The following is a 22,307-nucleotide window of genomic DNA, read 5'->3' as shown; positions in this document are numbered from 1 at the left end:
TCCCTCCTACTTATGAGTTTCGTAGTAAATCGCGTAACCGTCCCTCTGTTCTTAAATCACACCAAAAACGCAAAGGTTGCATCCTCTGCGTTTTTTATAATCTAATGACCTGTTCTTTCTGGTTCTACAACGCTGTGTTAAGCTCCTTGTTATTCTTTTCCACTAAATTCTAAAATATTTAATCCCTCAGATGCTTCTGGTGCTTCAAAAAATCTAGTAACATGAATAAACACCGCTTCCGTATCAAAAGCTGCTCTTTCGGGTTGTTCGTTACGCCTTTGTGCAATTTGACGTAAGCATTGCTCGTTATCTAGATTAAGGAAAATTAGTTGGTGGCTTGCATTGACCTCTGAAGCCAAATCCAAAAACCACTTTCGTAGATTTTGAGTGTTAGCTGGAAAATCCATCACTACATCTGTTCCGACACTTAATATGTTTTGGACATGCTTTTTCACCAACGGCTTGAGCCGCGCTGAGAATTTTATATAGTCCTCAAATGATGCTATTTGATTTGGATAAAGAGATGAAAGCCATTCATCCTCAGACAAAAGTACCGCATGTTTATCTATCGCCAATTTTTTTGATTTAGTTGATTTTCCTGCGCCCATTTTCCCACAGAAAAAGTATAGCGTCCCCAATTGTTTCATATTTTTATCTCCCGTGCTTATTTTAATGGTTGTTGCACCACCGGATTTTAAGGATTAATCGTATATTACATTTTTTCCTTCTTCAGTTAACTTTTTTAAAGATGCAAGCATATGATTTATTTCTTCGTCGGAATGTCTTTCCCATGACCCTAATTCGGCTACTATTTTCAAAGGAGATTTAGATCGATAAGAACGTGTCGGGTTTCCAGGAAATCTCTTGTCAGTTAAGTTCGGATCATTTTCAAAATCACCTAATGGTTCTACGATATAAATTCTTTCTTTTGCTGTAGATCTTGCTAATTCAGCACCCCATTTAGCAGCATTCAATGTTCCAGTAAAATAGATATAGTTTGATTTTTTATCTTGGTAATTGGATAAGTTTTGGGGTTCTAATAAATCCCCAATTTTAAGTTCTGCTTTTGTACCATGAAAAAAGGGACCATTATCTAAGATTTCTTTTTTGTCATTCATACGATACACCCCTCATATTTTTAGAATAAATAACAGTATAGTATGTTAATATTTGAAAGAGTAGTCCATAAATGGAGCTAAAGCAGGAATATTGGCCATTTGTCTATATTGATAAATTCATTTTACCCTCTTTTTATGTATTCTCCAAAATAGAGAAAAAGCCTTTTCTAGCTACGAAAATCTCACTTCATTTTTTGATTGCTATTCGAGTACTAAGCGAAAAAGAATACAATGACATTCCCTATTTTTCTTTTGCAGGTTACCTAGTCTTCAACAAAAGGGATCTGAATAGAAAAATCTCCAATTTAATAAGTCCTTGCTTTTCTCAAATTTAGCATTACCCTCCCAAATATAATAATATTTCCAACCCTTTTCAATAAGCTAAAATAAAAATGCAACCCACCATACCCATCGAACGGAGTTTTTACCATGCACAAACTACTAATCATCGAGGACGACATGAGTATCGCCAAAAGTTAAAAAGTCAGTTCCCCTAAATTAGGTGAACTGACTTTTTGTCCTAGCGATAAACAGTATCCTTTTTTCCATTCGATGATTTCTTGTTAATCCTCTAGATTACAATTTCCAAATCTGAGCAAATACAACATGTCTCGGAGTTCTTTTTAACCCGTCTAAAAATACACTTCCTCCAACGGTAATCCAATCTCGTTTACAACTAAATTGCCGATGGTTCGGGCTTTATAAACGGTTGGATTGTGGGATGAGATGGTACGAATGTTGCGCCAATGCCGATCGAGATGGGCTGATGATTTGGTTGCAGATGCACCCCCAACCTCAAATAATAAAGATGCCGCTCTTAACGCAAGAGAATCAATCACGACTTTTGCCTTCGCGGCCTGTAGCGAAGCTTCATGACTTAGTGCGTAATCAATCACTCCATCAACAGCTGAGTTAACAGCACGATCTAGTGCTTCTGCTGCAGTTAATACAATTGATTCAGCTGCATAGGCAATACTTGAAATTTCCCCGATTACTTGTTGGAGCTGCGGGTCCTCTGCTGGTGTGGCACCAGCTGCAAATGTGAAGGAACGTTTCCGGCTTTTCACCAACTCTGCTGCATCCTTTTCTACATTGCGAACAATCCCGGCAATAACAGCTTGAAGAATCAATTGCAGGAAAGCATTAAAAGGAGTTGGGCTTTCTCCAAATGCAATCACTTCATCCTTGTTCACTAATACATTATTTAAGACAGTTGTGCCGCTTCCGGTTAATTTTTGCCCAAACCCATCCCAATCATCCTTGATACCAACACCATCACGCAGAGCAGGGATAATCACAGTTGCCAATTCGCCTTCCAGGAGTAGAGGCCATGACCACAATCCAATCGGAGTACAGGGTTCCAGTGCTAAAATACTTTGTTCCATTTAATCGATAGTTGTCGCCATCTGGGGTTAACTGCGTTTCGAAAATTAATCTTCCGACATTTTTATTTGAAATTTCGGTAAAAGCAATACCAATAATGGCACCATCAGCAACTCTTTGTAACCATAGATTTCGGACTTCCTCATTTGGATGAATAAGGAAATTGTTTACATAGTTATAATGAGCACGCAAAATATGAGCCACATCTGGGTCCACTTCGGCTAGGCGAATGATCACATAAAGAAGGTCGCGAATGGATGCGCCTAGTCCGCCTTTATCAAGGGGTAAGCGAATCGCACCTAAGCGCGATTGGCGAATTAAATCAATTGCATAAAATGGTCGTTCGTTGTTCCCAGCTTCACGACGTGCCTTTGCGTCTCTTTCGATTTCACTCAATAGTTTTTCAAATTCAGGAGAATCGATTTTAACCTGGGTATTAAAGGTTAGTTTCTGATGATCTGGTTTCTTGTTTGCACTAATTTGTATTTGTTTTGACATACTTTTTACACCCCTTATTTGTATTTATTCAATGTGGATACTAGTATTTATTTTTATAAATTTGCGTTATTTCTAATTCTCATGGGCTGCGTTTGCTTTAATTTTTCGATATTGATGGGCGATGTGGGATTCAGGTAAGCGGGCTTCCCCTTTTCCATTTAGCTTTTCGCGAAGTGTTCCCTCTTCATATTCGGTTTTTAAAACACCTCTTTGCTGTAGCTCGGGTACAACCAGTTCAATGAAATCTTCAAATGTACCTGGCGTTATCGCGTAAGCAAGGTTAAACCCATCAATATCCGTATCATCAATCCATTCTTCAAAAGAATCGGCAATTTGTTGTGGGGTACCGACAATAAGAGGTCCCATCCCGCCAATTCCCGCAAAGTTTGCCAGCTCTCTCACTGTCCACTTCTTCTCAGTACTTAAGGTAGTTAATGACTCTAGCAACGATTTAATCGCATTCGTTTCAATATATTCGATTTCCTGGTCAGGTTCATATTCTGAAAAATCAACCCCAGACCAGCCGCTCACTAATGACAAAGCACCTTTGTAGCTTATGTAACTCTCAAGCTCCTCATATTTCGCCCATGCTTCAGCTTCAGTTCGGCCAACAATGGGTGTGACAAGAGTGAACACTTTAATGCTCTTTGGATCTCTCCCGTTCTCAGCTGCTAGCTTTCTTAATTCCTTAACATAATTGGCCACAGCCTCTTTTGTAGGTGCGGAAACAAAGGTGCATTCGGCGTGTTTAGCAGCAAAGGCTTTTCCGGAATGATGATGCTCCTGCTTGGTACAATACTGGTGTTCGTTGTGGCGATGGCTCGCATAGGTGAATACCCGGAACATCGAAATATTTTCCACGGTGGTTAATTTCATGTACCTTAGTCGGATCGGTAAACACTTTTTTAGCCTTATCTTTTACGACAGCATCGTCCTCCCAGCTGCCTTCCCATAGCTTATAGCAAACCTCCAAATATTCTTCAGCAATACTATAGCGTTCAGAATGAAGGAAGCGATCACCTATATCAATGTTTTTAGTCCCACTTTCAAGATAGGAAGTGACTATATTCCAACCGACGCGGCCGTTTGTCAGATGGTCAAGCGTCGACATTCGCCGTGCAAATGGATAAGGATGCTCAAAGGTTGTAGAGGCGGTGATGCCAAAGCCCAAATGTTTTGTTGCGTTCGCCATTGCGGAGACAAGTAAGATTGGGTCATTGACCGGTACCTGTGTCGCCTCCCGAACAGTGACCGTTTTATCCCCGCCATAAACGTCATAAATCCCGATCACATCTGCAATAAATAGTCCGTCAAAGCGTCCCTTCTCCAATAGTTGAGCGAGTTCAACCCAATAATCGATCGTATTGTAGCGGTGAGATTGATCCTTGGGATGGGTCCATAACCCAGGGGATTGATGTGCGACACAATTCATATCAAATGCATTTAAATAGATTCTATTCTTTCGCAAAAATTCGTTCCTCCTAATTAGGCTATGCTTGAAGTGAAGCCTGCAGTTGTTGTTCTTTTTCCCGAACTAATGGTAATACTTTTTCACCAAATGCTCGCAAGTCTTCTTCATAGTGAAGGAAACCCGTTAAGACGAGATCAATTCCGATTTTTTTCAATTCAATAATTCGGTCTGCGACTTGCTCAGCCGTGCCAATTAAACCGGTTTTGAAGCCGTCATTATATTGAACAAGATCTTCAAAGCTTGATTGTGCCCACATGCCTTTTCCTTCTGGTGAAGCTGCACCTGCTGCTTTAACTGAATCGCGGAAGCCTTCCACTGCTTCAACATTGGCATTTTCGACGATATCACGAAGCACCTTTTTCGCCGCTTCTTCTGTTTCACGAACGATAACAAATCCATTCACGCCAAATTTGATTGGTTCTTTCCCATTCGCTTTTCTCAAACTACGAACTTCTTCAATTTGAGCTTTGAGTTCATCAAGTGTACCTCCATTAGCAAAATATACATCGGATGCACGGCCTGCCATTTCTTTTGCAGCTTTAGAATTTCCACCTTGGAAAATCAGAGGTTGTTTGACTGGCTTTGGTTTCAAAGGTGTATCGTTAAGTCGGTAAAAATCACCCTGGTAATTGGCCGATTCCTTTGTCCACAATTCTCTAAGGACCTCGATAAATTCTTCAGAACGACGGTAACGTTCATCATGATCTAACCACGGTTCACCATAGCTATTAAACTCCCCTTTAAACCAACCACTTACGATATTAATAGCCGCGCGCCCGTTACCAATTTGGTCAATAGTTGAAAGGATTTTCGCAATAACGGCTGGATGCCAAAGGCCTGGAAGAACTGCTGTAATAATGTTTAATTTTTTCGTGTGTGATGCAAGTGCTGATGCTAGAGCTGTTGCCTCTAGTTGATTTTCTGCACCGTAGCTTGCTAGGAATCTAGTTTGAAGCAGAACATAATCAAATCCTACTTCCTCAGCGATTTGTGCGTAGCGCTTGTTGTCCTCGAAGGTCCAGCCTGTTTTTTGTGGTAGGTTTGAGATCACCAATCCCCCACTAACGTTTGGTGCCCAATAAGCGAATTCTAATCCCATACTAAATTCCTCCTAATAAAATTATTAAAAAAGAGGATCATTTAAGTCCTTTTTGGACTAATATGATCCTCTGGTTGACCAGTTGGATAGGTATTCAACATTTTAATAACTATTACATCCACCATTTATAAAGTTAACAATTTCTATAAGTTAAGTGTGTTTTTAGTTCATACTCCTTCATAATGGGAATTTGAATGCCACTTTATTCTCCGCCTTCTTCGAAGAACTCCGAAGGTAACCCAACAAGATTTTTTCCAATGATATCTTTTGCTAACAGGTTGGACGGAGCTAGAACAATGCCTGCTCTTGCGTCCCGATACAGGCGTTCGATTGGTCCTTTTTTATACCCGTATCCCCCTGTTACGTCCATCGCAACATTTGCAACCTTGTTCGCCACCTGTGTAGCATACACTTTAAATTCAACCGAATCATAAAACAATTCACCAAAGGCTTTTCCTTCAGCCTCAAATTGATTGAATTTTTTAGCTAGCTCAATTTGCCAAGGCTTTAGGCTGCTGATTAAGATTTTGGCATCAGCCAGCTGCCCCCTGATCACTTGATAATCAGCTAAGCTCTTATTAAAATCACGATGAATCGTTTTCTTCACATGATCTATCGCTTTTTCCAGTGCATCTTCGGCCACACCTAAGAATGCAGAGCCCATACCGAGCATATAAAGCGGGTCAACTCCATTTATAGCAATTTCCACTGCTTTATTTTCCTCCCATAATAAATCCTGCCGCTTAACCGTGACACCCTCCAGTTTTAATGGTCCGCTATGGTTGCCATGAACGCCTAAAGCATCCCAGGACCCGGCTGAAATTCCCGGATGCTTCCCATCTACGATAAAATAGCTTAAATCCGTTGGCTTTTCTGCACCAGGTGTTCGAGTTTGCAAAATATAAAACGCAGACTGCCCGCCACTTGTGGTAAAGGATTTCTCTAAATCTAATACGTAATCTTCGCCGTCTCGTTTGGCTTCACTTAAACTGAACCAAGTATGTCCACCTGTTGCTTTCTCGCTCATTGAATGCGTACCAATATTCCCGTTTCGAACAGGAGGTAGCCATCGCTGTTTTTGATCTTCATTGCCATAATAAACGATTGTTTGCGCAGCACCGACATGCATTACATAGACTAACGCGGTTGAAGGGCACCCTTTGGCAATTTCTTCTGTAGCGATCGAAAACGCTTCATAATCAAGTCCAAGACCATCATATTTTTCCGGGATAAGGATACTGTTCCATCCCGCCTTTGCTAAGTGATTCAAATTTTCTCGAGGAAATGAGCCTTCCTTATCGATGATTTCTGCATTTGGACGAATGACGTTAGCCACTAAATCTTGAATATCCTCTCTTATTGATTTTTCTTTAATTGTATTTGTCTGTACCATCTTTTCTCCTCCTTAAAAAGGTTCATTATTTATTGAGACATCATAGACTCCAGAGTTGATTGCTGAAGCTGATTTCTTTTTCGATTTCACCCATGAAAATAGATAACTAGCCATACATAATACGAGAATCAGCCATGGGAAGAAGCTGACAGGTGCAGGCTGACCAGGTTGGATCATTGCCCAAAGTGGAACAAGAATACTGATTAAGCCCAAGATAGGAAACAAAAATTTCTTATGAAACGGCCATTTTTCTTGTTTATAAAAGATGACGGCTAAATTCAATAAACAATAAATGATCAACAGCGGAATCGTGCCAATCGTACCTAAATATCCAAAGCCAACAACCCAGCTCTCACCGAGGAAGCCAAATAAAACAGCTACAAATAGTCCTGCACCGGATAAGAGGGTAAGTGAGCCTATTGGCGTTCCCCATTTCGAGACCTTAGCTAGTTTTCTATTAAATAACCCTTCACGTGCAGTGTGAAAAGGAATCCTCGAAAAACCGTTTAAGCAAGCAATGGTCATCCCAAATATGCTGGTAAAACCTGCAATCGTGGCAAGGACGGAAAAACTGCCTAAATATTGATTGGCAAGATCCATAAAAGGGTTTGAGCTATTAAGCAATGCTTCGGCTTTATTAGAAAATCCACTAATGATGCTGTAATTTATAAAAATATAAAAGATTGACATAATCGCGATACTTACAAGAACCGCACGTGCCGTATTCTTTTTTGGATTCTTCGTCTCTTCAGCCAATGCAACAGAGTTTTCAAAACCGATAAATAAATAAACAGCTAACGGAAAAGCGAGACTCAATCCAGATATTCCTCCCTCGATTGAAGATGCAGCAAACGGAATTAGCGACAATGGAGCTGGAGGGTAAATAAACACTAGTGCTGAAACCACAACTAGTACCCCAACTTCGATGAACAGCGCTAAAGCAGCAATTTTCGTCGATCGATGAATCCCTAGAACGGTCAAGCCCCAGATGAGTAATCCCAAACTAATTGTTGGGTAAATCCAGTGAATATGTATCCCATATAATGCTAGTGAATCTGCGGTCCATCCTCCAAGTTCGATAAAGGCAGATCCAGCCAGAAAAATGGTTCCAACTAAAAAGACCAGCGAGGCCGCCATCCCGACTACATCTCCAAACGTCATACTTATATATTGGATTAGTGAGCCGCTGCTTGGATGGGTTTTTGAGAAATTTGTTAAGCTAAGACCCACCAATATTACTGCTATTGATGCTACTAAAAGGGTGAGCGGTGAACCAATTCCCGATGCCGCAAATATTACCGGAAATCCATAATATATACCGGCAGCCGGTGCCATTTGTGCGAGTGTAGAGCTGATCGCATCAAGAAGAGTTAATTTTTTCTTCGGATTCAGCTTAAATTCGACATTTCCATTCATTCATTTTCTCCTTTTATTTGGGTAATAAAAAAGCTCTTTTCCAAAATGCTTATCTAGCAAGAGAAAAAGAGCCATCGGTTGACCGGTCGACACTAACAGTTTTATTATTCACGAATGAGTCATCTGAAAAAGTAATGATTTCTATTACAAAAAACATTTTTAACCCCCTTTCTTTCTTTATTTAGTATGCTGTGTTAAATTTGTCTGTTGATTTCCGCTGCATGTACTCGCTTTCCGCGGGGCGGGCGGTGAGCCTCCGCTGCGCTCTTGCGCTTGCGGGATTTCACCTGGCCCGCTGCTGCCGCGTGAGTCTCGCACATTCCGCTCCAATCAACAGAATGAAAAAATAAAAACTTAGTTTAACACAGCCTAATAAATAAAAAGAGGCTCATATCAGTCCTTTTATCGGACCAACATGAGCCTCCAGGTTAACCAGTGGGCAATATCAGAATTTTTTGGTATCTGAATTTCATGGACTAATCATAATACAAATAAATCCTATGTGTCAAGTGTGTTTTTCTACTCTTTTTTCAACTTTGAGCCAGTTTTTTAGAGTGCGTTCGTGGGGTAATGCTCCTTATAAACATAAGGATATTAGTTCAGTGTTTAATTAGGGATATAATCTGGGTTGTGTTTGTCTAGTTCGAAAAAAAGATTTTTATACTCTACAATACATAATTCACCTAAAAGATAACCTTTTTTAATATAATTATGCAGCTCCGTAACATCTAATGGATTCCGTTTTAATTCTCCTGTAAAACGTTGTATTAAATCTTCTAATAACATAGAAATCCGCCCCTTTTCCCCTAAATAATATAAGATTTCTTCCTAAACAAAGTATAACACGTGATATATGTCACACTTATTTTTTTAATAATTCAAACTAACGACATTTTTCTACAATAATTTCATATTTTTATTGATAACTACTTGATCAACAAGAACCTCTTGATACCCAGCTTTCTTTATTTTTTCATCATTTCGATGACATCGATCCATTTGATAGCAGTTCCTCCTCAGGTTGCTCCTTTTCATTGTTTAATGGAGTGGTATAGCTTGGTGAGGAATGGAAATCCTAATATTACCAAAGTACCGAATGGAGGATATGTGATGACGAACGAGGAATTTGTAGAGGGGAAATTGCCAAAGTTCCCTAAATCCTTTTGGACAGATTCAACGGTTTTGCCAGAGTTTCCCCAGCTAGATCATGATATTCATGTTGATACTGTTATTGTAGGTGGCGGTATCACCGGAATAACAACTGCCTACCTTTTGGCTAATAAAGGATTAAAGGTTGCAATCGTGGAGGCAGACAGGGTACTGAATGGAACAACGGGAAATACAACCGCAAAAATTACCGCCCAGCATGATTTAATTTACGATGAATTGATAACCAATATGGGAAAAAGTAAGGCAAGGTTGTATTATGAAGCCAGCATTCAAGCCTTAAACTTTATCAAAGAAACAATTGACCAACTTCAAATCGACTGTGACTTCAGTACACAGGACGCTTACATATACTCAACCACGGAAGAGTATGAACAAAAGATAAAAAACGAGGCCAAGGCATATGAAAAACTTAATATTGATGGAGAACTGATTGATACCATTCCCTTTGATATAAAAATTAAAAATGCGCTAATTATGCGAAATCAAGCACAGTTTCATCCCCTTAAATACTTAAAGCATCTTGTCCAAAAAATCACCGAAAAAGGCGGACTCATCTTTGAGAATACTGTAGCGGTGAATGTGGAGACAGAAACACGGCCAACAGTCCTTACTCGAGACGGAGGCCGTGTTACAGGCGATTATGTTCTCGCTTGTTCGCATTTTCCATTCTATGAAGGACTCGGACTTTATTCTGGGAAAATGTATGCCGATCGATCTTATGTTCTTGCGGCTAAAACCAAAAGTAAATTTTCGGGTGGAATGTATATTAGTGCGGACCAACCAACACGTTCATTAAGGTCCGTTACCATTAACGGAGAAGAAATGGTCCTTATTGTTGGGGAAGGTCACAAGACTGGCCAAAGTAACAACACGATGAAACACTACCAGGCACTAGAAACCTTCGGCCGCGAGGTGTTAGGAATCGAATCTATTCCTTACCGCTGGTCCGCGCAAGATTTAACAACATTGGATAAGGTCCCATATATCGGGCCAGTTACAGCAGGTCAGCCGAAAATATTGATCGCGACTGGCTATAGAAAATGGGGAATGTCCAACGGAACCGCCGCTGCCCTTCTATTATGTGACACTGTTTTGGGCAAAGAGAACAAATTTCAAAAGCTGTTTAATCCATCAAGATTTTACATTAACCCTAGCTTAAAAAACTTCTTTGTCGAGAATGCAGATGTTGTTAAACATTTAATAAAAGGAAAACTTGAATTAACCAATCTAAACCCAAATCTATTACCTAACGATGAAGGGGCTGTCATAAGCATTAACGGGGAAAGAAAGGGTGCCTATAAGGATAAGGAAGGAACTCTGCACATTGTAGATACAACATGTACCCACGTAGGATGCGAAGTTGAATGGAACTGCGCTGAGCGGACCTGGGATTGCCCGTGCCATGGATCTAGATTTTCGTATACCGGTGAAGTTGTTGAAGGGCAGGCGGAAAAGCCGTTACAGAAGTATGATTTTAAGATGATTGAAAATCTTACATCGGAAGACTCTGGGTATTGACATAAATTCACAGGGAATCCAACAGTGGCCGATTCGGCTTTTTCGGCCGTTTCGTCCACTTTCACCCCTAGTGGTTCTTGTTTTCCGACACTTAAAACTTGACAAATAAATTTATTTATGCTATAATCTACAACTTTATTTTTTGTATGTATAATAAGATTCTCCTGGCAGGGGAATCTTATTTTTGTTATAAGGGAGGATTATGGTATGAAGAAAAATGAATCAAGTTTAACTTCCTTAATATCAGCCTTTGGTCGAGCCTACCACTGTAAATATGACACACCTAAAATTTTTAATGATTTTATTACAAATGATTTAATGACCGAACATGAATTTTCAACTATCAGCAAGAACATGATTCAAGGTATACAGTTTTTTAGTAAAGAGATTTCTCAAAGGTTTAAAGATAATTCAGATGAAATTTTAAAATGGATTACTCAGGTTCAGCTTTCACCAACTCCCCTAGCACGTGCTGCATATTGCGAAAAAGTACTACTAAATGAAATTATGCTTGGCGTAAAACAGTACGTCATTCTTGGAGCCGGATTAGACACATTTTGCTTCCGCCATCCAGAATTATCCGACAATATTGAAATATTTGAAGTGGATCACCCTGCAACACAAGCATTTAAAAAGACAAGATTGAAAGATGCAAACTTTCAAATTCTAGATCATCTTCATTTTGTTTCAATGGATTTCACTAAAGAATATTCTGTCCAAAATCTCGTTGAGGAAGGTTTTATGCCTTACAAAAAAACTTTCTTTAGTTTATTAGGTGTTTCTTATTATTTAACAAAAGAAGAAAATGCTAGCTTGATTCATTCATTATTTTCCAATGTTCCAGCAGGAAGTTCGATTGTTTTTGATTATGCAGACGAAAAATTATTTGAAGAAAAAGGCTTCTCTAATCGGGTTCAAAATATGGTTCAAATGGCTGCAGCAACCGGTGAGCCAATGAAGTCTTGTTTTACTTATAATGAGATGGAGAAAATGTTGGAAAACGCAGGTTTACTCATTTACGAACATTTATCACCGCTTAACATTCATGATCAATTCTTTCGTAATAGAACAGACTATTTATCTGCATTCGAAACGATTCATTATATTCATGCTGTTAAAAAATAATAATCATTTTAAAACTACTAACCTCTCAATCTCAATCATCTGGGTTGAGAGGTTTCAAAAGAAACATGGGGGGCTCTTTTGTTTACATATTTTTCTACGTTTCCTTGGATCCCTCAATAACAAGTACTTTTCGAAAAAGTGGGTAAACGAAATATCCAAAGCACACACCTAAGACGTTTAGAAATAGATCATCAATATCTAAACTTCCTCTTTTGGTAGTAAATTGTAACCATTCAATCGTGCATATTGAACATATGGTGATCAAGAGCAATTGTTTCATACTAGGTGCCCATTTTGTGTATCTATAATACAAACCAAATGGTATAAACAAACCAATATTTGCGCCTAAATTATAAAGTGCAATTAAATAATTGACTTTACCAGATAGATAAAAATAAATGGTGTCGAAAGGAATAAGATTTATGCTTCCATAACCTTGACCATTGGGTCTGAAAAATAATAAAACAAGCAATCCGATAGAATAAAGAAAAGTAATAACATGAAGGATTTTTTTTGACAAACGAATCTTTTCCTTTTTTACCCAGCACACACCAAATAAAACAAGGAAAGAAATACAAAACCAAACAACTCCGACCACAATCGGATGAAGATAATTTGTTAATTCAATCCATACCGGCAAAAGTAAAATAAATAATATTTGAGAATATAAAAAACTTAGTTTTATGGTTTTATTCATGTTTCCTTCGTACTCCATCATGTCTCAAAATTTTCGTTTCCAGCACTGTGACAACCTGATTTTTCTTGTTTCATAGATTTGTTTCACAAGAATGGAGATTTTTAGGTTAGATATTATTTTGCCTTTTAAATTCAAAAATTTCCTCAATGGCTTGTTGGTACCCACCCGATTTTTGCAGGGATTTGCTCATTTTAGCCACCGCTATATGGAATGAGGGCTGATTTAACACACGGTCTGCGGTTTCACGCAGCAAATTTGCTGTCAAATCTTGCATTTGTAATTGAATACCGGCTCTCGTGTTGGCAACTTGACCGGCAATAACAGGCTGATCCGCACTTTGTGGGATGACTATGAGCGGAACCCCGTAATAGAGTCCCTCGTGAACACTGTTCATTCCGCCATGTGTGATAAATAATTTTGTATGCTTTAGCACCTCAGTTTGGGGAACATAATTTTTTACAATGAAGTTGTCAGGTATATCTCTCAAATCACATGCTTGAATTTTTTCCCCAATCGACATGACCACAGTATGTTCGGTGTTGGCAAATGCTTCGAAACATAGTTTATAAAAATCAATTGCTTGATTAAAAACAGTACCCAGAGAAATGTAAATTGGTTTTTTCTCCATGACAGCGGTGAGGTCACAATCGTCGCTGGACACGATGGAAGGGCCAATAAATTTGTAAGTTGGATCGAATTCATCTCCTAAAGGTTGAAACTCCCTTGTGGTATATACGATTGTAAGTAATGCAGGATTACAAAACACTTCATAAGGAGAATGGATTTCCACTCCATATTTCTCCTCCACCCCCGCCTTAAGCCTTTGAAATTCAGCGTATGTTTCTGAAGGAATATTTTTAGAAAGCTGTTCAACCATTTTATCGAATGATTGTTTAGTCTGCGCAAAAGAAGTACATGAATTGATTGCTGGGAGTTTGAGGATTTGAGCAAGTAAATAGCCGCAGCCAAACATTGAATCGTGGATCATATAATCAAAGTGCTCACCTTCGATTTGCTCAAGCAGTTTAGGGATAACGATATCTGCCGTACGTAGTAGACCATTGATTCTTTCAAGAAAATTATTTCTCCCGCCTGAGATAAAGGCTTTAATAAATTTTTCACCGTCAATTGTTCGTACAGTAGCTCCCGTCTTCTCAATACGTTGTTGAAAATCCTCAATCGTAAAATACACTACCTCTTCTCCATGCGAAATAAGCTCCTGAACAACTCGAATTGTTGGATTGATATGTCCTTCTGATCCTAGATTAATAAATAGTACTCGTGCCATTTAAATTTACTCCTTTTCGAAAAGGGAACTTGGTCCTAACTTATCAGCATATTAGTCCTACGCTTTCCGCAAAAAAAGCTTTGGTCCTAATCATATTTGAAGCCACTTCCAACTTACCAATATAAATCTTGTCGGCTTTCGATCCTTAACTTAAATCAATGACAATTCATTTTCTCCCTTTTACAATAAAACAAAATTGATTTCAGGGAGGAATTTTTATGACTCATTTACAAAAAGAAGTGTCGTTTCTACGAAAGGTTGCTCTGACTGCCGGTATATCTCTAATCATTATGGCACTTGCTGCATTTTTTTCCTATGGGCTTGTATATGGTAAGCTGGTTGTTCCTGGCAATGCCAACGTAACTTTAAACAATATATTGTCATCAAGCCAACTTTTCAATGCTGGTATTTTCGGTTGGCTCATTATTCTCATATGTGACATTATAGTCTCGTGGTGTTTTTACATCATCCTGAAACCGATTAGTAAAAATCTTTCCTTACTCGGTGCATGGTTCCGCCTAACTTATGTGGGGATTTTAGGAATAGCCATCCTGAATTTAATCTTTGTCTCGATTCTTACGAAAAAAGCAGACTATCTATCTACCTTCACAACCGACCAGCTTCAAACGTATGTCATGCTATTTTTAGAGGCATTTGATTTTTCCTGGTCTATTGGTTTAATCATTTTTGGCGGACATTTATTGATTGTAGGATACCTGGTCTACAGATCAGATTTCATACCTAAAATCATTAGTATTCTATTATTAATAGGGGCAATAAGCTATATGTTGATTCATCTCTGTTATTCATTTCTTCCACAACTTGATTCGATTACAGGAATCCTTGAATCGATCCTTAGTGTGCCAATGGCTTTAGGTGAGTTGGGGTTTGGAATCTGGTTGTTAGTGAAAGGTGGCAAGGCTCCAAAAAGTGCATAATTACTCCTATCCATTCTCGGTCTTGATTCGTTTCTTTATTCGACTTAGGGACTCAGGAGTAATGCCCAGAAAACTGGCCAGTTGATGCTGAGGTACTCGATCAACTAGATGAGGTCGCTTTGCTAATATTGCTTTATACCGTTCTTCTGGGGTAGAACGGATAAATGCCGCGAATTCATCTTGTACTTCGCCAAAGTTCTTCTCCATCATTTGCCGTGTCATAGTTTCCAATTGATTATATTTGTTATACATTTCTTTTTCAGTATCAAGATCACCAACGACCAGTAGCGTATCCTCTAAACAGACTAAAGAGTACCTAGATGTTTTATCTTGCTTATGAAAATCGAAATTCGCAATGGCCTGTTCTTCTGTATAGAAATTGGATGTAACCTCATTACCTGATTCATCGATCGAATACTGTCTGATACATCCCTTTAAAACGAAATAACATTTTGAGGAAACCTCTCCTTGTCTTAGGAGAATGGTTCCTTTTTTATTTTCTTCAATACAAATACTCTCTAAAATTTCCTGTTGTTGTTCTTCGGTAAGAGCTGTTAATTCTTTCATGTACTTCAGTAGTTTTCTTTTCATCATCTACTTCCCTTTTCGATCTCTCAATTTTAAAAATTTTCCAATTCTCATCTTTTATCATTTTATCATGAAACCGTTGGAGTAAAAAACACTCATAAATGTTGAAACGACAACATTTATGAGTGTTTATGTAGAGGGTATTTACATCCCGATAAACTGAATTTATATTCAGAGCCTTAAAAGGCTGTTTTCTCATTATCCATTGTATGCTCTTTGTAATTCTGTAAGATCGAATTTCTTCATTTTTAGAAAAGCTTTCGTTACACGCGCAAGTTGCTCCAGGTGTGCCTTTGCTCATCATCTCGTCCATTTCTGTTGGGACAATCTGCCAGGATACGCCAAACTGATCTTTTAACCAGCCGCATTGTTCGGCTTCTGGAACGGCGGAAAGCTTTTCCCAATAGTGATCAATCTCTTCTTGTGTCTCGCATTTCACCATAAATGAGATTGCCTCGTTAAAACTAAATTGATGGTCGTGTGCGCTGTCCATTGCCGTAAACCACATATTTTCTATGCAAAAATCAGAAAACATAATCGTTCCTTCTTTGTCAGGTTCCATGCCTTTAGGGTAACGGGTGATTAGTCCCTGCTTAGCGTTCTTAAATACCGATAAATAAAAATCCATTGCCTTTTCCGCATTGCCGCAATTATCTCCGACAAATAAAAGCGATTGTACGATTGCAGGTCGCTCTTCACCTTCTGGATTGGTAAGGATTAATTGCCACGACAATCCAAACTTATCTTGAATCCAGCCAAACCTTTCACTAAACGGATACTGGTCAAGCGGCATTAACGCTATGCCACCTTCGGACAATTTGCTCCATACTTGATCAATTTTTTCTCTCGCGTCTGTATCTCGTGATGGATCAAAATTAACAGTGAAAGAGATCGACGGATTGATTTTGAAAATGGGCCCTGCGCTGATTGCCTTAAACTTCTGCCCCCATAGCTCAAATGAAACGATATCGGAGTCGCCTGATGGTGTGTCATGGATTGTCGTGACATTTGTAATTTTTGAATCTGGGAATATCGAAGCGTAAAACTCGGCAGCTTCTTTCGCCTCCTTGTCATACCATAAATGCGGAACAATTTTTTGATTTGTGTTTGGCATGGTGATTCCTCCATAATTTAGACTTGACCAAAATTGGCTTCCTACCTTACAAAATAAGTTCCGTTTTCATGCAATAAGTTCAAGACCTTTATTTGCTTTTGTTGAAGAATCGAATAATCTTCCTTTAGGTTCATTTTACTCTAAAAAACAGCACTTAACCGATGAATATAAGATGATCATTAATCAATCGGTTTAATAAAGTGTGAGTCAGAGTACTAGAATTGTTTATCCTTTAAGAATCCTTACCATATAGTCATAATTATGCCCATTTATTTGGATGACTTTTTCTACATGATAACCCAATTTTTTATATAGAGCTTTTGCCGTTGGATTATCATTAGCAACATTCAGTGAAACTCGACTGAACCCCATTCTTTTAGCAACTTTTTCCGCTTCTTTAATTAAAGCTGTTCCTATTCCATATCCTTGAAACTTTGGATTTACAGAAACAGTGTCTATGTAATAATCGCCTGGTTCCGCTTCTTTATCAAAGTAAATCTCCTGATTACGCCTTTTCTTTCTTAATCTACTAAGGATTGGCTCGTCCAAGCCAGATGCATCGTCTCCTGGATAAGTTATAATCAGTCCTACTACTTCATCCAATACATCAGCAATAATCGTATTTTGAAAGCTAAGACGGTTATTTTTTTCGCGAAAAAAGTATGCTAATGTTTCGCGGATATTTTCCGTTTTCGTTTGCCCTGTTAACTGTTCGGCAATATCGGTAATAGCATTATGAATAAGTTCGGCAGCTTTCTTTGAGTCTTTATTTTCGGCTAACCTAAGAATTAATTCTTGAGAAACCATTTCCTCCCAGGTTATTCCATAGGGTACACCCCCTGAAGTTTCCCCTGCACAAAAATAGAATGTTGAATCTTGCTCAAAATAATTCATTTGTTTACTTCTTTGTGAATTTGATTTTTTCCTCAAAATAGAATATCTCCCTAAACAACTATTAAATTTTATCGAATAAATGGGTCAATCCCTCGCAACATTAAAATTTCTCTTACTGGGGAAATGACCCATTTTTCCTGATAGACTATCACCAAATCGTATGGTTTATATTAAAAAATTGGCGTCTTCACTGGTGCTTAACTAAACATCTCTTTTGCCTTTTCCTTCATTTCTTTAAATCGTTCATTTAGAGGTTGGAGAATCATGTCGTCGGTGGTAAAATGCCTAACAATGGTCCGTAATTCATGTCTATTGAATTTACCCTGGGCATGAATTTTATAACCCCTACCGTTCAGTTTATACCTTATCATAAAACTGTCAGCTTTCCTGCCTTCTCTTGGATAAACTTGAACAAAATTTAAAACTGTCTCATGACACTTACAATCTGGATTCATACAATATGAATCAGCAACCAAAAATAATTTTCCGCTGTATTCTAATTCAAAAAAATCTATGTCTTGATTTGGAAAAACCTCTGAATAACAAACGCTGATGCCTCTAAATATTTTCCGCAATATTGTGATCACTCTGATGCCGAAACACAACATTTATCAATGTATTCTGTTCTTTCCTGTATTAATCCATAAAAAACACTCATGAATGCTGATTTGACAACATTCATGAGTGTTTACAAAGAGAAAACTAACGATTTTTGGCAGACATTGCATATTTTTAAAATAAAGGATCTGAATATCCTCCAAATGTGCATTCTTAAAGTTATACGTGGTTTCCAACGAAAGGTTACCGCTCGTTCTTCCCTCTTACTTCCTCCTCATCAGTGTTACCATACATAGCCGTTCCATGGCCACCAGTCATTCTAGCAAGCACTTCTTTCGCTTCATTATATGAGAGTCCAGATTGGGCGTTTAATTTTTTTACTTCCTCAATATCTGTTCCCACGACGGTATAGTTATCATTATTGTTTTGGTTCATGTATGACACCCCTATTTTCGTTTCTAATTAGATTCTCCAAAATAGGGTCTCAATATGTTATGCAATACTTCTTCCCAAAAAGGGCAAGATGCAACCACTGCTTCTTAACTGCTCGCACTCGTATACGATGAGAGGGCAAAGCGCCAAAAGCCGGCACGATAGCCATAGGAATAAACCTGCAAGGACGATGGATATGGCGGTTGTCGTGACATTCCATTTTCCAAGTAACGACAGTGCTGGTGTGCTTGTAATAAAAGCAGCTGGTAAAACGTAGGTTAGCACAACTCGCAGCCAGCCTCGATACATCCCGATTGGGAACCGTGTTGTTTCAAAAAAGGAATTAAACACAAACGATAAATCATCTATCCGAATTACCCAAAAGGAGGTCGTCATCAGCATCATCCAGAGTGCGTAAATCAATACAAAGGACGATCCGAGACTAACGATAAACATCACCATATCCGAAACGGTTGGCAGATATTGCTTCATTGTTAATGAATAGATAATAAGACCGACTCCAAGCCCTACATCCAATAAGCGCCAAAACATTAAATGGCGGAAGCTGACATAAAACATGCTGTCAACTGGCTTCGTTAACACATAGTCAAACGTTCCTTTCCGAATATGTTGTAAGAGGCGTGACATATTCGGACGCAAAGCGAAATCGATGCAGCCCTGCAATGTATTGAACACACCGAGTAGCAGCAAAACATCTGCATATCCCCAACCGCCAAGAGCATCGGTTTGATAAAAGAAGACCTGAATCGTCAAAATTGCCACGCCAATGCCAAACAAGCTTGACAGCAAATTGCCGATAAATTCACTGCGATATTCGAGCTCCTCCACTAAACAAGTTCGAAAAAACTCACGAAAAATGCGCCAATGCCTTCGCACACTATCCCCCCACTGCTTGACTTTTCTTTAACCCAGCCTTCCAAAGCAGGGCTGATACAAGTATAAAAAACAGACTCCAAAAAAGAGCTCCTAAAAAGCCCGCTGTGATAGCTGTCCCGCGTACGTCTCCATTGATCAATTCGATTGGAAATCCAATCATATAACGAAACGGCAAATAATAGCTTATTTCCTTAATGTATGGCGGTAGTAATGAAAGCGGGGCAATTCGGCCTGATAAAAAAAGAGACACCGCCTCAAACATACCATAAAGGGCCGACACTTTTGTGATCCAAAAACCAAGGAGGCCGAAAGTATAACTGAACAAAAAACGAATCACTGCGGCTAAAAGAAGAGCGACAAGAAAAAGCAGCCATTGTGTAACGGTGATATGTCCCAGTCGTAGCGCCGGCACGAAGAACGCCAAAACGCCCCAAACTGGAAGCAGAATGACGAAAAATAAGCCTTTATAAACGAGATTTTCAGCTATAGCCCAATGAATGGGATGAAACGGTCGGACGATTTGATAAGAATAGGTGCCCTCGCGAATTTCGCGTTCCATCTCCCAAACGTCCCAGGCGCTTGTCATCCGTTCAACAAAAATAAGCATCGCAAAATAAAAAATAAATGTATTCTCCTGCTTTGGATAAATATTTATCCAAACCATCATCGTAATGAGTGGCTGTACCATTGCTCCCGTCATCCACACAATCGTGGCTAATTGATAAGCAAACATTTCTACGTACTTCATCCGAAGAAGAACAGCATATTTATGAAACATGAGACTCCTCCTGAAACGCGAGCGTAATCACTTCTTCCATCGGCGGGTCTTCGATATTTAAATCGGTCACGTCAAACTGCTGCAGAAACTGAGCCGACACCTCTGGAACTCGTTCTCTTGGAACACGAAGCGTTACCTTTCCATCTTCAATAGACACCAGCTCGCCATATGACTCCCATGAAAGCTCAGGAATCGAACGAAGCTGAACCTCTAATAATTTATACGGTGTTAATTTTTCTGCTAGGACGTCCAGTTCCCCATCATACAAGAGCTTCCCGTGATTAATAATTAACACTCTGTCGCAAAGTGCCTTCACATCGCCCATGTAGTGCGACGTTAACAACACCGTAGTCTTATGCTCTCTGTTGTATTTACCAATAAAATTGCGAACTTTTTCCTGCGTATGTACATCCAGACCAATTGTAGGTTCATCAAGAAATAAAACCTTTGGACGGTGCAAAAGAGCTGCCGCTAATTCACATTTCATCCGCTCCCCCAGTGATAGATTTCGTGCCAGGTCGTGTTAACAGATGTTCAAGCTCTAACAATTCAATCAGCTCGTCTAACGTTTCGCGAAAGGCCCGGTCTTCGATTTCATAAATCGCTTTGTTTACCAGAAACGTTTCCATCGGTGGAAGATCCCAAATCAGTTGGCTTTTCTGCCCCATCACCAAGCTCATCATCCGTTTGAATTCCGCTTTCTGCTCGAATGGTGTGAATCCGGCAACCTGAATCTTGCCTGAGCTTGGATGAAGTAAACCGGCCAGCATTTTGATCGTTGTGGTTTTTCCGGCTCCGTTTGGCCCTAAAAATCCAACAATTTCTCCTGATGGAATGGAGAATGAAATATTTTGTACCGCTTCTACCGTTTTATATTCCCGTTTAAACAAACTCCGTACAGCATCGGTCCAGCCTGCTTGCCTGACGTGAACCCGAAATTGCTTTTGCAGATTCTCTACTTTGATTGACATATGTATCCCTTCCGTTCTTAAGCTGCACTTTATTATTTAGCTATTGTTAATTTTGGTATTTTTGATATTTCAAGTGAAACGTTTGAGTTTGTGAGGGGGATTTTGGGTATGCCTCAAAACGTGCATATTTCCATTAAGGTGTGCATATTCACAAATAGTCGTGCATAATTTTCAAAAGTTGTATCATAAATGGTAAAAAGTCGTGCATATATTTGAAAAGTTGTATCATATATTTTTGAACTTAAATCATATCCACATTTAAACGTGCATATCAGGTTGTTTGCGAGCATAAAAATGACCAAAATTTCCTCTCATTTCAAAAAACAATCTTCTTCTCAATAAATAGCCGATTCTTTCGTAAAAATGCGGATCCCTTTGACCCAAAAAGCAAACTTCATCGTTAGAATCCACTCTTTAACTCCATCGCGCAAATACCTTAAAGATAAACCATAGGATAAAAACAATCCAAAGTAAAATAATGATTGAACCCGCCAACCAATTCTTTGGTTTACCGTTTTCTAACATACTATTTGCTCTCACTTCACATTCCAACAGGACATCCTTTGGTATTATCTTTAATGCCAACATGATCCCTAACGGAAGAATAATTACATCATCTAAATAGCCCAGAATCGGGATAAAATCAGGAATTAAGTCGATTGGGCTGAAAGCATAGGCTACCACACACGCTGTGAAAAATTTAACATACCACGGTACTCTTTCATCCTTATATGCAAAGTAAAGAATGAATATTTGTCGTTTCAAGTTTTTTGACCAAGCCTTTATTTTCTCCATTGTTTTCTCCTAATACTGTCAAATTGAGTGTAAATTATACTCAAAAAATTCACTTCAAACAAAGTCCAAAAAATTGATGTGCATCCCACCATATTTTCTAGCAAATTTAAAATTTACGATTAGCCCATTATTTACCTTTTTATCCATATTTACTATCTTTTTATAA

The 22,307-nt window shown here is 38.8% G+C and carries 18 protein-coding genes and 4 pseudogenes; 3 read left to right on the top strand and 19 right to left on the bottom strand.

Going from position 1 to position 22,307, the window contains the following annotated elements; all coding sequences use genetic code 11:
* Positions 1 to 149: 149 nt before the first annotated feature.
* The 9 genes and pseudogenes from RGF10_RS11310 to yppF all read right to left on the bottom strand — a co-directional run bounded on the left by RGF10_RS11310 (position 150) and on the right by yppF (position 9,164).
* A complete protein-coding gene (locus RGF10_RS11310) occupies positions 150 to 647 on the bottom strand; it encodes a P-loop nucleotide/nucleoside kinase family protein (RefSeq protein WP_318509098.1) in 498 nt (165 codons plus the stop codon).
* Between the two features lie 54 nt (positions 648 to 701).
* Positions 702 to 1,118 (bottom strand): NAD(+)--rifampin ADP-ribosyltransferase, encoded by a 417-nt coding sequence (gene arr, locus RGF10_RS11305; protein ID WP_318509097.1) that lies wholly within the window; start codon positions 1,116 to 1,118, stop codon positions 702 to 704.
* A gap of 632 nt (positions 1,119 to 1,750) precedes the next feature.
* Entirely contained in the window at positions 1,751 to 2,416 is a 666-nt protein-coding gene (locus RGF10_RS11300) for an acyl-CoA dehydrogenase family protein (RefSeq protein ID WP_318509425.1), read from the bottom strand.
* Positions 2,394 to 2,999 carry an acyl-CoA dehydrogenase family protein gene (locus RGF10_RS11295; RefSeq protein ID WP_318509096.1) on the bottom strand — a complete coding sequence of 202 codons (606 nt, stop codon included), beginning with the start codon at positions 2,997 to 2,999 and terminating at the stop codon, positions 2,394 to 2,396. Before RGF10_RS11295 ends, RGF10_RS11300 begins: the two co-directional genes overlap by 23 nt.
* 72 nt (positions 3,000 to 3,071) lie before the next feature.
* Positions 3,072 to 4,467 (bottom strand): annotated as a pseudogene (locus tag RGF10_RS11290) (LLM class flavin-dependent oxidoreductase).
* A gap of 22 nt (positions 4,468 to 4,489) precedes the next feature.
* The gene (gene sfnG / locus RGF10_RS11285) at positions 4,490 to 5,569 is read right to left on the bottom strand and encodes a dimethylsulfone monooxygenase SfnG (RefSeq protein WP_318509095.1); all 1,080 of its coding nucleotides are present in this window, start codon (positions 5,567 to 5,569) and stop codon (positions 4,490 to 4,492) included.
* 202 nt (positions 5,570 to 5,771) lie between these two features.
* Positions 5,772 to 6,962: an acyl-CoA dehydrogenase family protein gene (locus RGF10_RS11280; RefSeq protein WP_318509094.1), complete on the bottom strand. Its 1,191-nt coding sequence runs from the start codon at positions 6,960 to 6,962 to the stop codon at positions 5,772 to 5,774.
* A gap of 12 nt (positions 6,963 to 6,974) precedes the next feature.
* On the bottom strand, positions 6,975 to 8,378 hold the full coding sequence (locus RGF10_RS11275) for an APC family permease (protein WP_318509093.1): 1,404 nt from the start codon (positions 8,376 to 8,378) through the stop codon (positions 6,975 to 6,977).
* Positions 8,379 to 8,984: 606 nt separating this feature from the next.
* The gene (yppF, locus tag RGF10_RS11270; RefSeq protein WP_318509092.1) at positions 8,985 to 9,164 is read right to left on the bottom strand and encodes a YppF family protein; all 180 of its coding nucleotides are present in this window, start codon (positions 9,162 to 9,164) and stop codon (positions 8,985 to 8,987) included.
* Between the two features lie 324 nt (positions 9,165 to 9,488).
* On the opposite strand from yppF, the gene RGF10_RS11265 reads away from it, so the two are divergent.
* Positions 9,489 to 11,066, top strand: coding sequence for an FAD-dependent oxidoreductase (locus RGF10_RS11265; protein ID WP_318509091.1), 1,578 nt, complete (start codon positions 9,489 to 9,491; stop codon positions 11,064 to 11,066).
* Between the two features lie 207 nt (positions 11,067 to 11,273).
* Positions 11,274 to 12,191: a class I SAM-dependent methyltransferase gene (locus RGF10_RS11260; RefSeq protein WP_318509090.1), complete on the top strand. Its 918-nt coding sequence runs from the start codon at positions 11,274 to 11,276 to the stop codon at positions 12,189 to 12,191.
* Between the two features lie 94 nt (positions 12,192 to 12,285).
* Here the strand turns inward: RGF10_RS11260 and RGF10_RS11255 are convergent, their stop codons facing one another.
* Positions 12,286 to 12,888, bottom strand: coding sequence for a VanZ family protein (locus tag RGF10_RS11255; protein WP_318509089.1), 603 nt, complete (start codon positions 12,886 to 12,888; stop codon positions 12,286 to 12,288).
* A gap of 106 nt (positions 12,889 to 12,994) precedes the next feature.
* The gene (locus tag RGF10_RS11250; protein WP_318509088.1) at positions 12,995 to 14,176 is read right to left on the bottom strand and encodes a macrolide family glycosyltransferase; all 1,182 of its coding nucleotides are present in this window, start codon (positions 14,174 to 14,176) and stop codon (positions 12,995 to 12,997) included.
* Positions 14,177 to 14,394: 218 nt separating this feature from the next.
* On the opposite strand from RGF10_RS11250, the gene RGF10_RS11245 reads away from it, so the two are divergent.
* Positions 14,395 to 15,114 carry a DUF4386 domain-containing protein gene (locus tag RGF10_RS11245; RefSeq protein ID WP_318509087.1) on the top strand — a complete coding sequence of 240 codons (720 nt, stop codon included), beginning with the start codon at positions 14,395 to 14,397 and terminating at the stop codon, positions 15,112 to 15,114.
* Between the two features lie 6 nt (positions 15,115 to 15,120).
* On the opposite strand, the gene RGF10_RS11240 is transcribed toward RGF10_RS11245, so the two are convergent.
* From RGF10_RS11240 to RGF10_RS11205, 8 genes and pseudogenes are all read right to left on the bottom strand, one after another.
* A complete protein-coding gene (locus tag RGF10_RS11240) occupies positions 15,121 to 15,705 on the bottom strand; it encodes a Crp/Fnr family transcriptional regulator (protein WP_318509424.1) in 585 nt (194 codons plus the stop codon).
* Positions 15,706 to 15,900: 195 nt separating this feature from the next.
* A pseudogene (locus tag RGF10_RS11235) lies at positions 15,901 to 16,816 on the bottom strand (VOC family protein).
* 225 nt (positions 16,817 to 17,041) lie between these two features.
* Positions 17,042 to 17,746 carry a GNAT family N-acetyltransferase gene (locus tag RGF10_RS11230; RefSeq protein WP_318509086.1) on the bottom strand — a complete coding sequence of 235 codons (705 nt, stop codon included), beginning with the start codon at positions 17,744 to 17,746 and terminating at the stop codon, positions 17,042 to 17,044.
* Positions 17,747 to 18,511: 765 nt separating this feature from the next.
* Positions 18,512 to 18,703 carry a gamma-type small acid-soluble spore protein gene (locus RGF10_RS11225; RefSeq protein ID WP_318509085.1) on the bottom strand — a complete coding sequence of 64 codons (192 nt, stop codon included), beginning with the start codon at positions 18,701 to 18,703 and terminating at the stop codon, positions 18,512 to 18,514.
* A 104-nt stretch (positions 18,704 to 18,807) separates the two neighbouring features.
* Positions 18,808 to 19,597 (bottom strand): annotated as a pseudogene (locus tag RGF10_RS11220) (ABC transporter permease).
* 1 nt (position 19,598) lies between these two features.
* A complete protein-coding gene (locus RGF10_RS11215; RefSeq protein WP_318509084.1) occupies positions 19,599 to 20,375 on the bottom strand; it encodes an ABC transporter permease in 777 nt (258 codons plus the stop codon).
* A pseudogene (locus RGF10_RS11210) lies at positions 20,365 to 21,346 on the bottom strand (ATP-binding cassette domain-containing protein). Before RGF10_RS11210 ends, RGF10_RS11215 begins: the two are co-directional and overlap by 11 nt.
* A gap of 414 nt (positions 21,347 to 21,760) precedes the next feature.
* Positions 21,761 to 22,141, bottom strand: a complete 381-nt coding sequence (locus RGF10_RS11205; protein ID WP_318509083.1) for a YkvA family protein — start codon at positions 22,139 to 22,141, stop codon at positions 21,761 to 21,763.
* Positions 22,142 to 22,307: the final 166 nt, after the last annotated feature.

Source organism: Bacillus sp. T3 (genome assembly GCF_033449965.1).
GTDB lineage: Bacteria > Bacillota > Bacilli > Bacillales > Cytobacillaceae > Bacillus_BU.
Note: the sequence above shows the minus strand (reverse complement) of the source record. Positions and strands in the feature narration are given on the sequence as shown.

What these genes read in the sequence shown, in the direction of transcription:
- RGF10_RS11215 (WP_318509084.1), bottom strand. Translation starts at nt 20,375, where the DNA reads ATGTTTCATAAATATGCTGTTCTTCTTCGGATGAAGTACGTAGAAATG.
- RGF10_RS11280 (WP_318509094.1), bottom strand. Translation starts at nt 6,962, where the DNA reads ATGGTACAGACAAATACAATTAAAGAAAAATCAATAAGAGAGGATATT.
- RGF10_RS11310 (WP_318509098.1), bottom strand. Translation starts at nt 647, where the DNA reads ATGAAACAATTGGGGACGCTATACTTTTTCTGTGGGAAAATGGGCGCA.
- arr (WP_318509097.1), bottom strand. Translation starts at nt 1,118, where the DNA reads ATGAATGACAAAAAAGAAATCTTAGATAATGGTCCCTTTTTTCATGGT.
- RGF10_RS11225 (WP_318509085.1), bottom strand. Translation starts at nt 18,703, where the DNA reads ATGAACCAAAACAATAATGATAACTATACCGTCGTGGGAACAGATATT.
- sfnG (WP_318509095.1), bottom strand. Translation starts at nt 5,569, where the DNA reads ATGGGATTAGAATTCGCTTATTGGGCACCAAACGTTAGTGGGGGATTG.
- RGF10_RS11255 (WP_318509089.1), bottom strand. Translation starts at nt 12,888, where the DNA reads ATGAATAAAACCATAAAACTAAGTTTTTTATATTCTCAAATATTATTT.
- RGF10_RS11205 (WP_318509083.1), bottom strand. Translation starts at nt 22,141, where the DNA reads ATGGAGAAAATAAAGGCTTGGTCAAAAAACTTGAAACGACAAATATTC.
- RGF10_RS11240 (WP_318509424.1), bottom strand. Translation starts at nt 15,705, where the DNA reads ATGAAAAGAAAACTACTGAAGTACATGAAAGAATTAACAGCTCTTACC.
- RGF10_RS11265 (WP_318509091.1), top strand. Translation starts at nt 9,489, where the DNA reads ATGACGAACGAGGAATTTGTAGAGGGGAAATTGCCAAAGTTCCCTAAA.
- RGF10_RS11295 (WP_318509096.1), bottom strand. Translation starts at nt 2,999, where the DNA reads ATGTCAAAACAAATACAAATTAGTGCAAACAAGAAACCAGATCATCAG.
- RGF10_RS11260 (WP_318509090.1), top strand. Translation starts at nt 11,274, where the DNA reads ATGAAGAAAAATGAATCAAGTTTAACTTCCTTAATATCAGCCTTTGGT.
- yppF (WP_318509092.1), bottom strand. Translation starts at nt 9,164, where the DNA reads ATGTTATTAGAAGATTTAATACAACGTTTTACAGGAGAATTAAAACGG.
- RGF10_RS11245 (WP_318509087.1), top strand. Translation starts at nt 14,395, where the DNA reads ATGACTCATTTACAAAAAGAAGTGTCGTTTCTACGAAAGGTTGCTCTG.
- RGF10_RS11250 (WP_318509088.1), bottom strand. Translation starts at nt 14,176, where the DNA reads ATGGCACGAGTACTATTTATTAATCTAGGATCAGAAGGACATATCAAT.
- RGF10_RS11275 (WP_318509093.1), bottom strand. Translation starts at nt 8,378, where the DNA reads ATGAATGGAAATGTCGAATTTAAGCTGAATCCGAAGAAAAAATTAACT.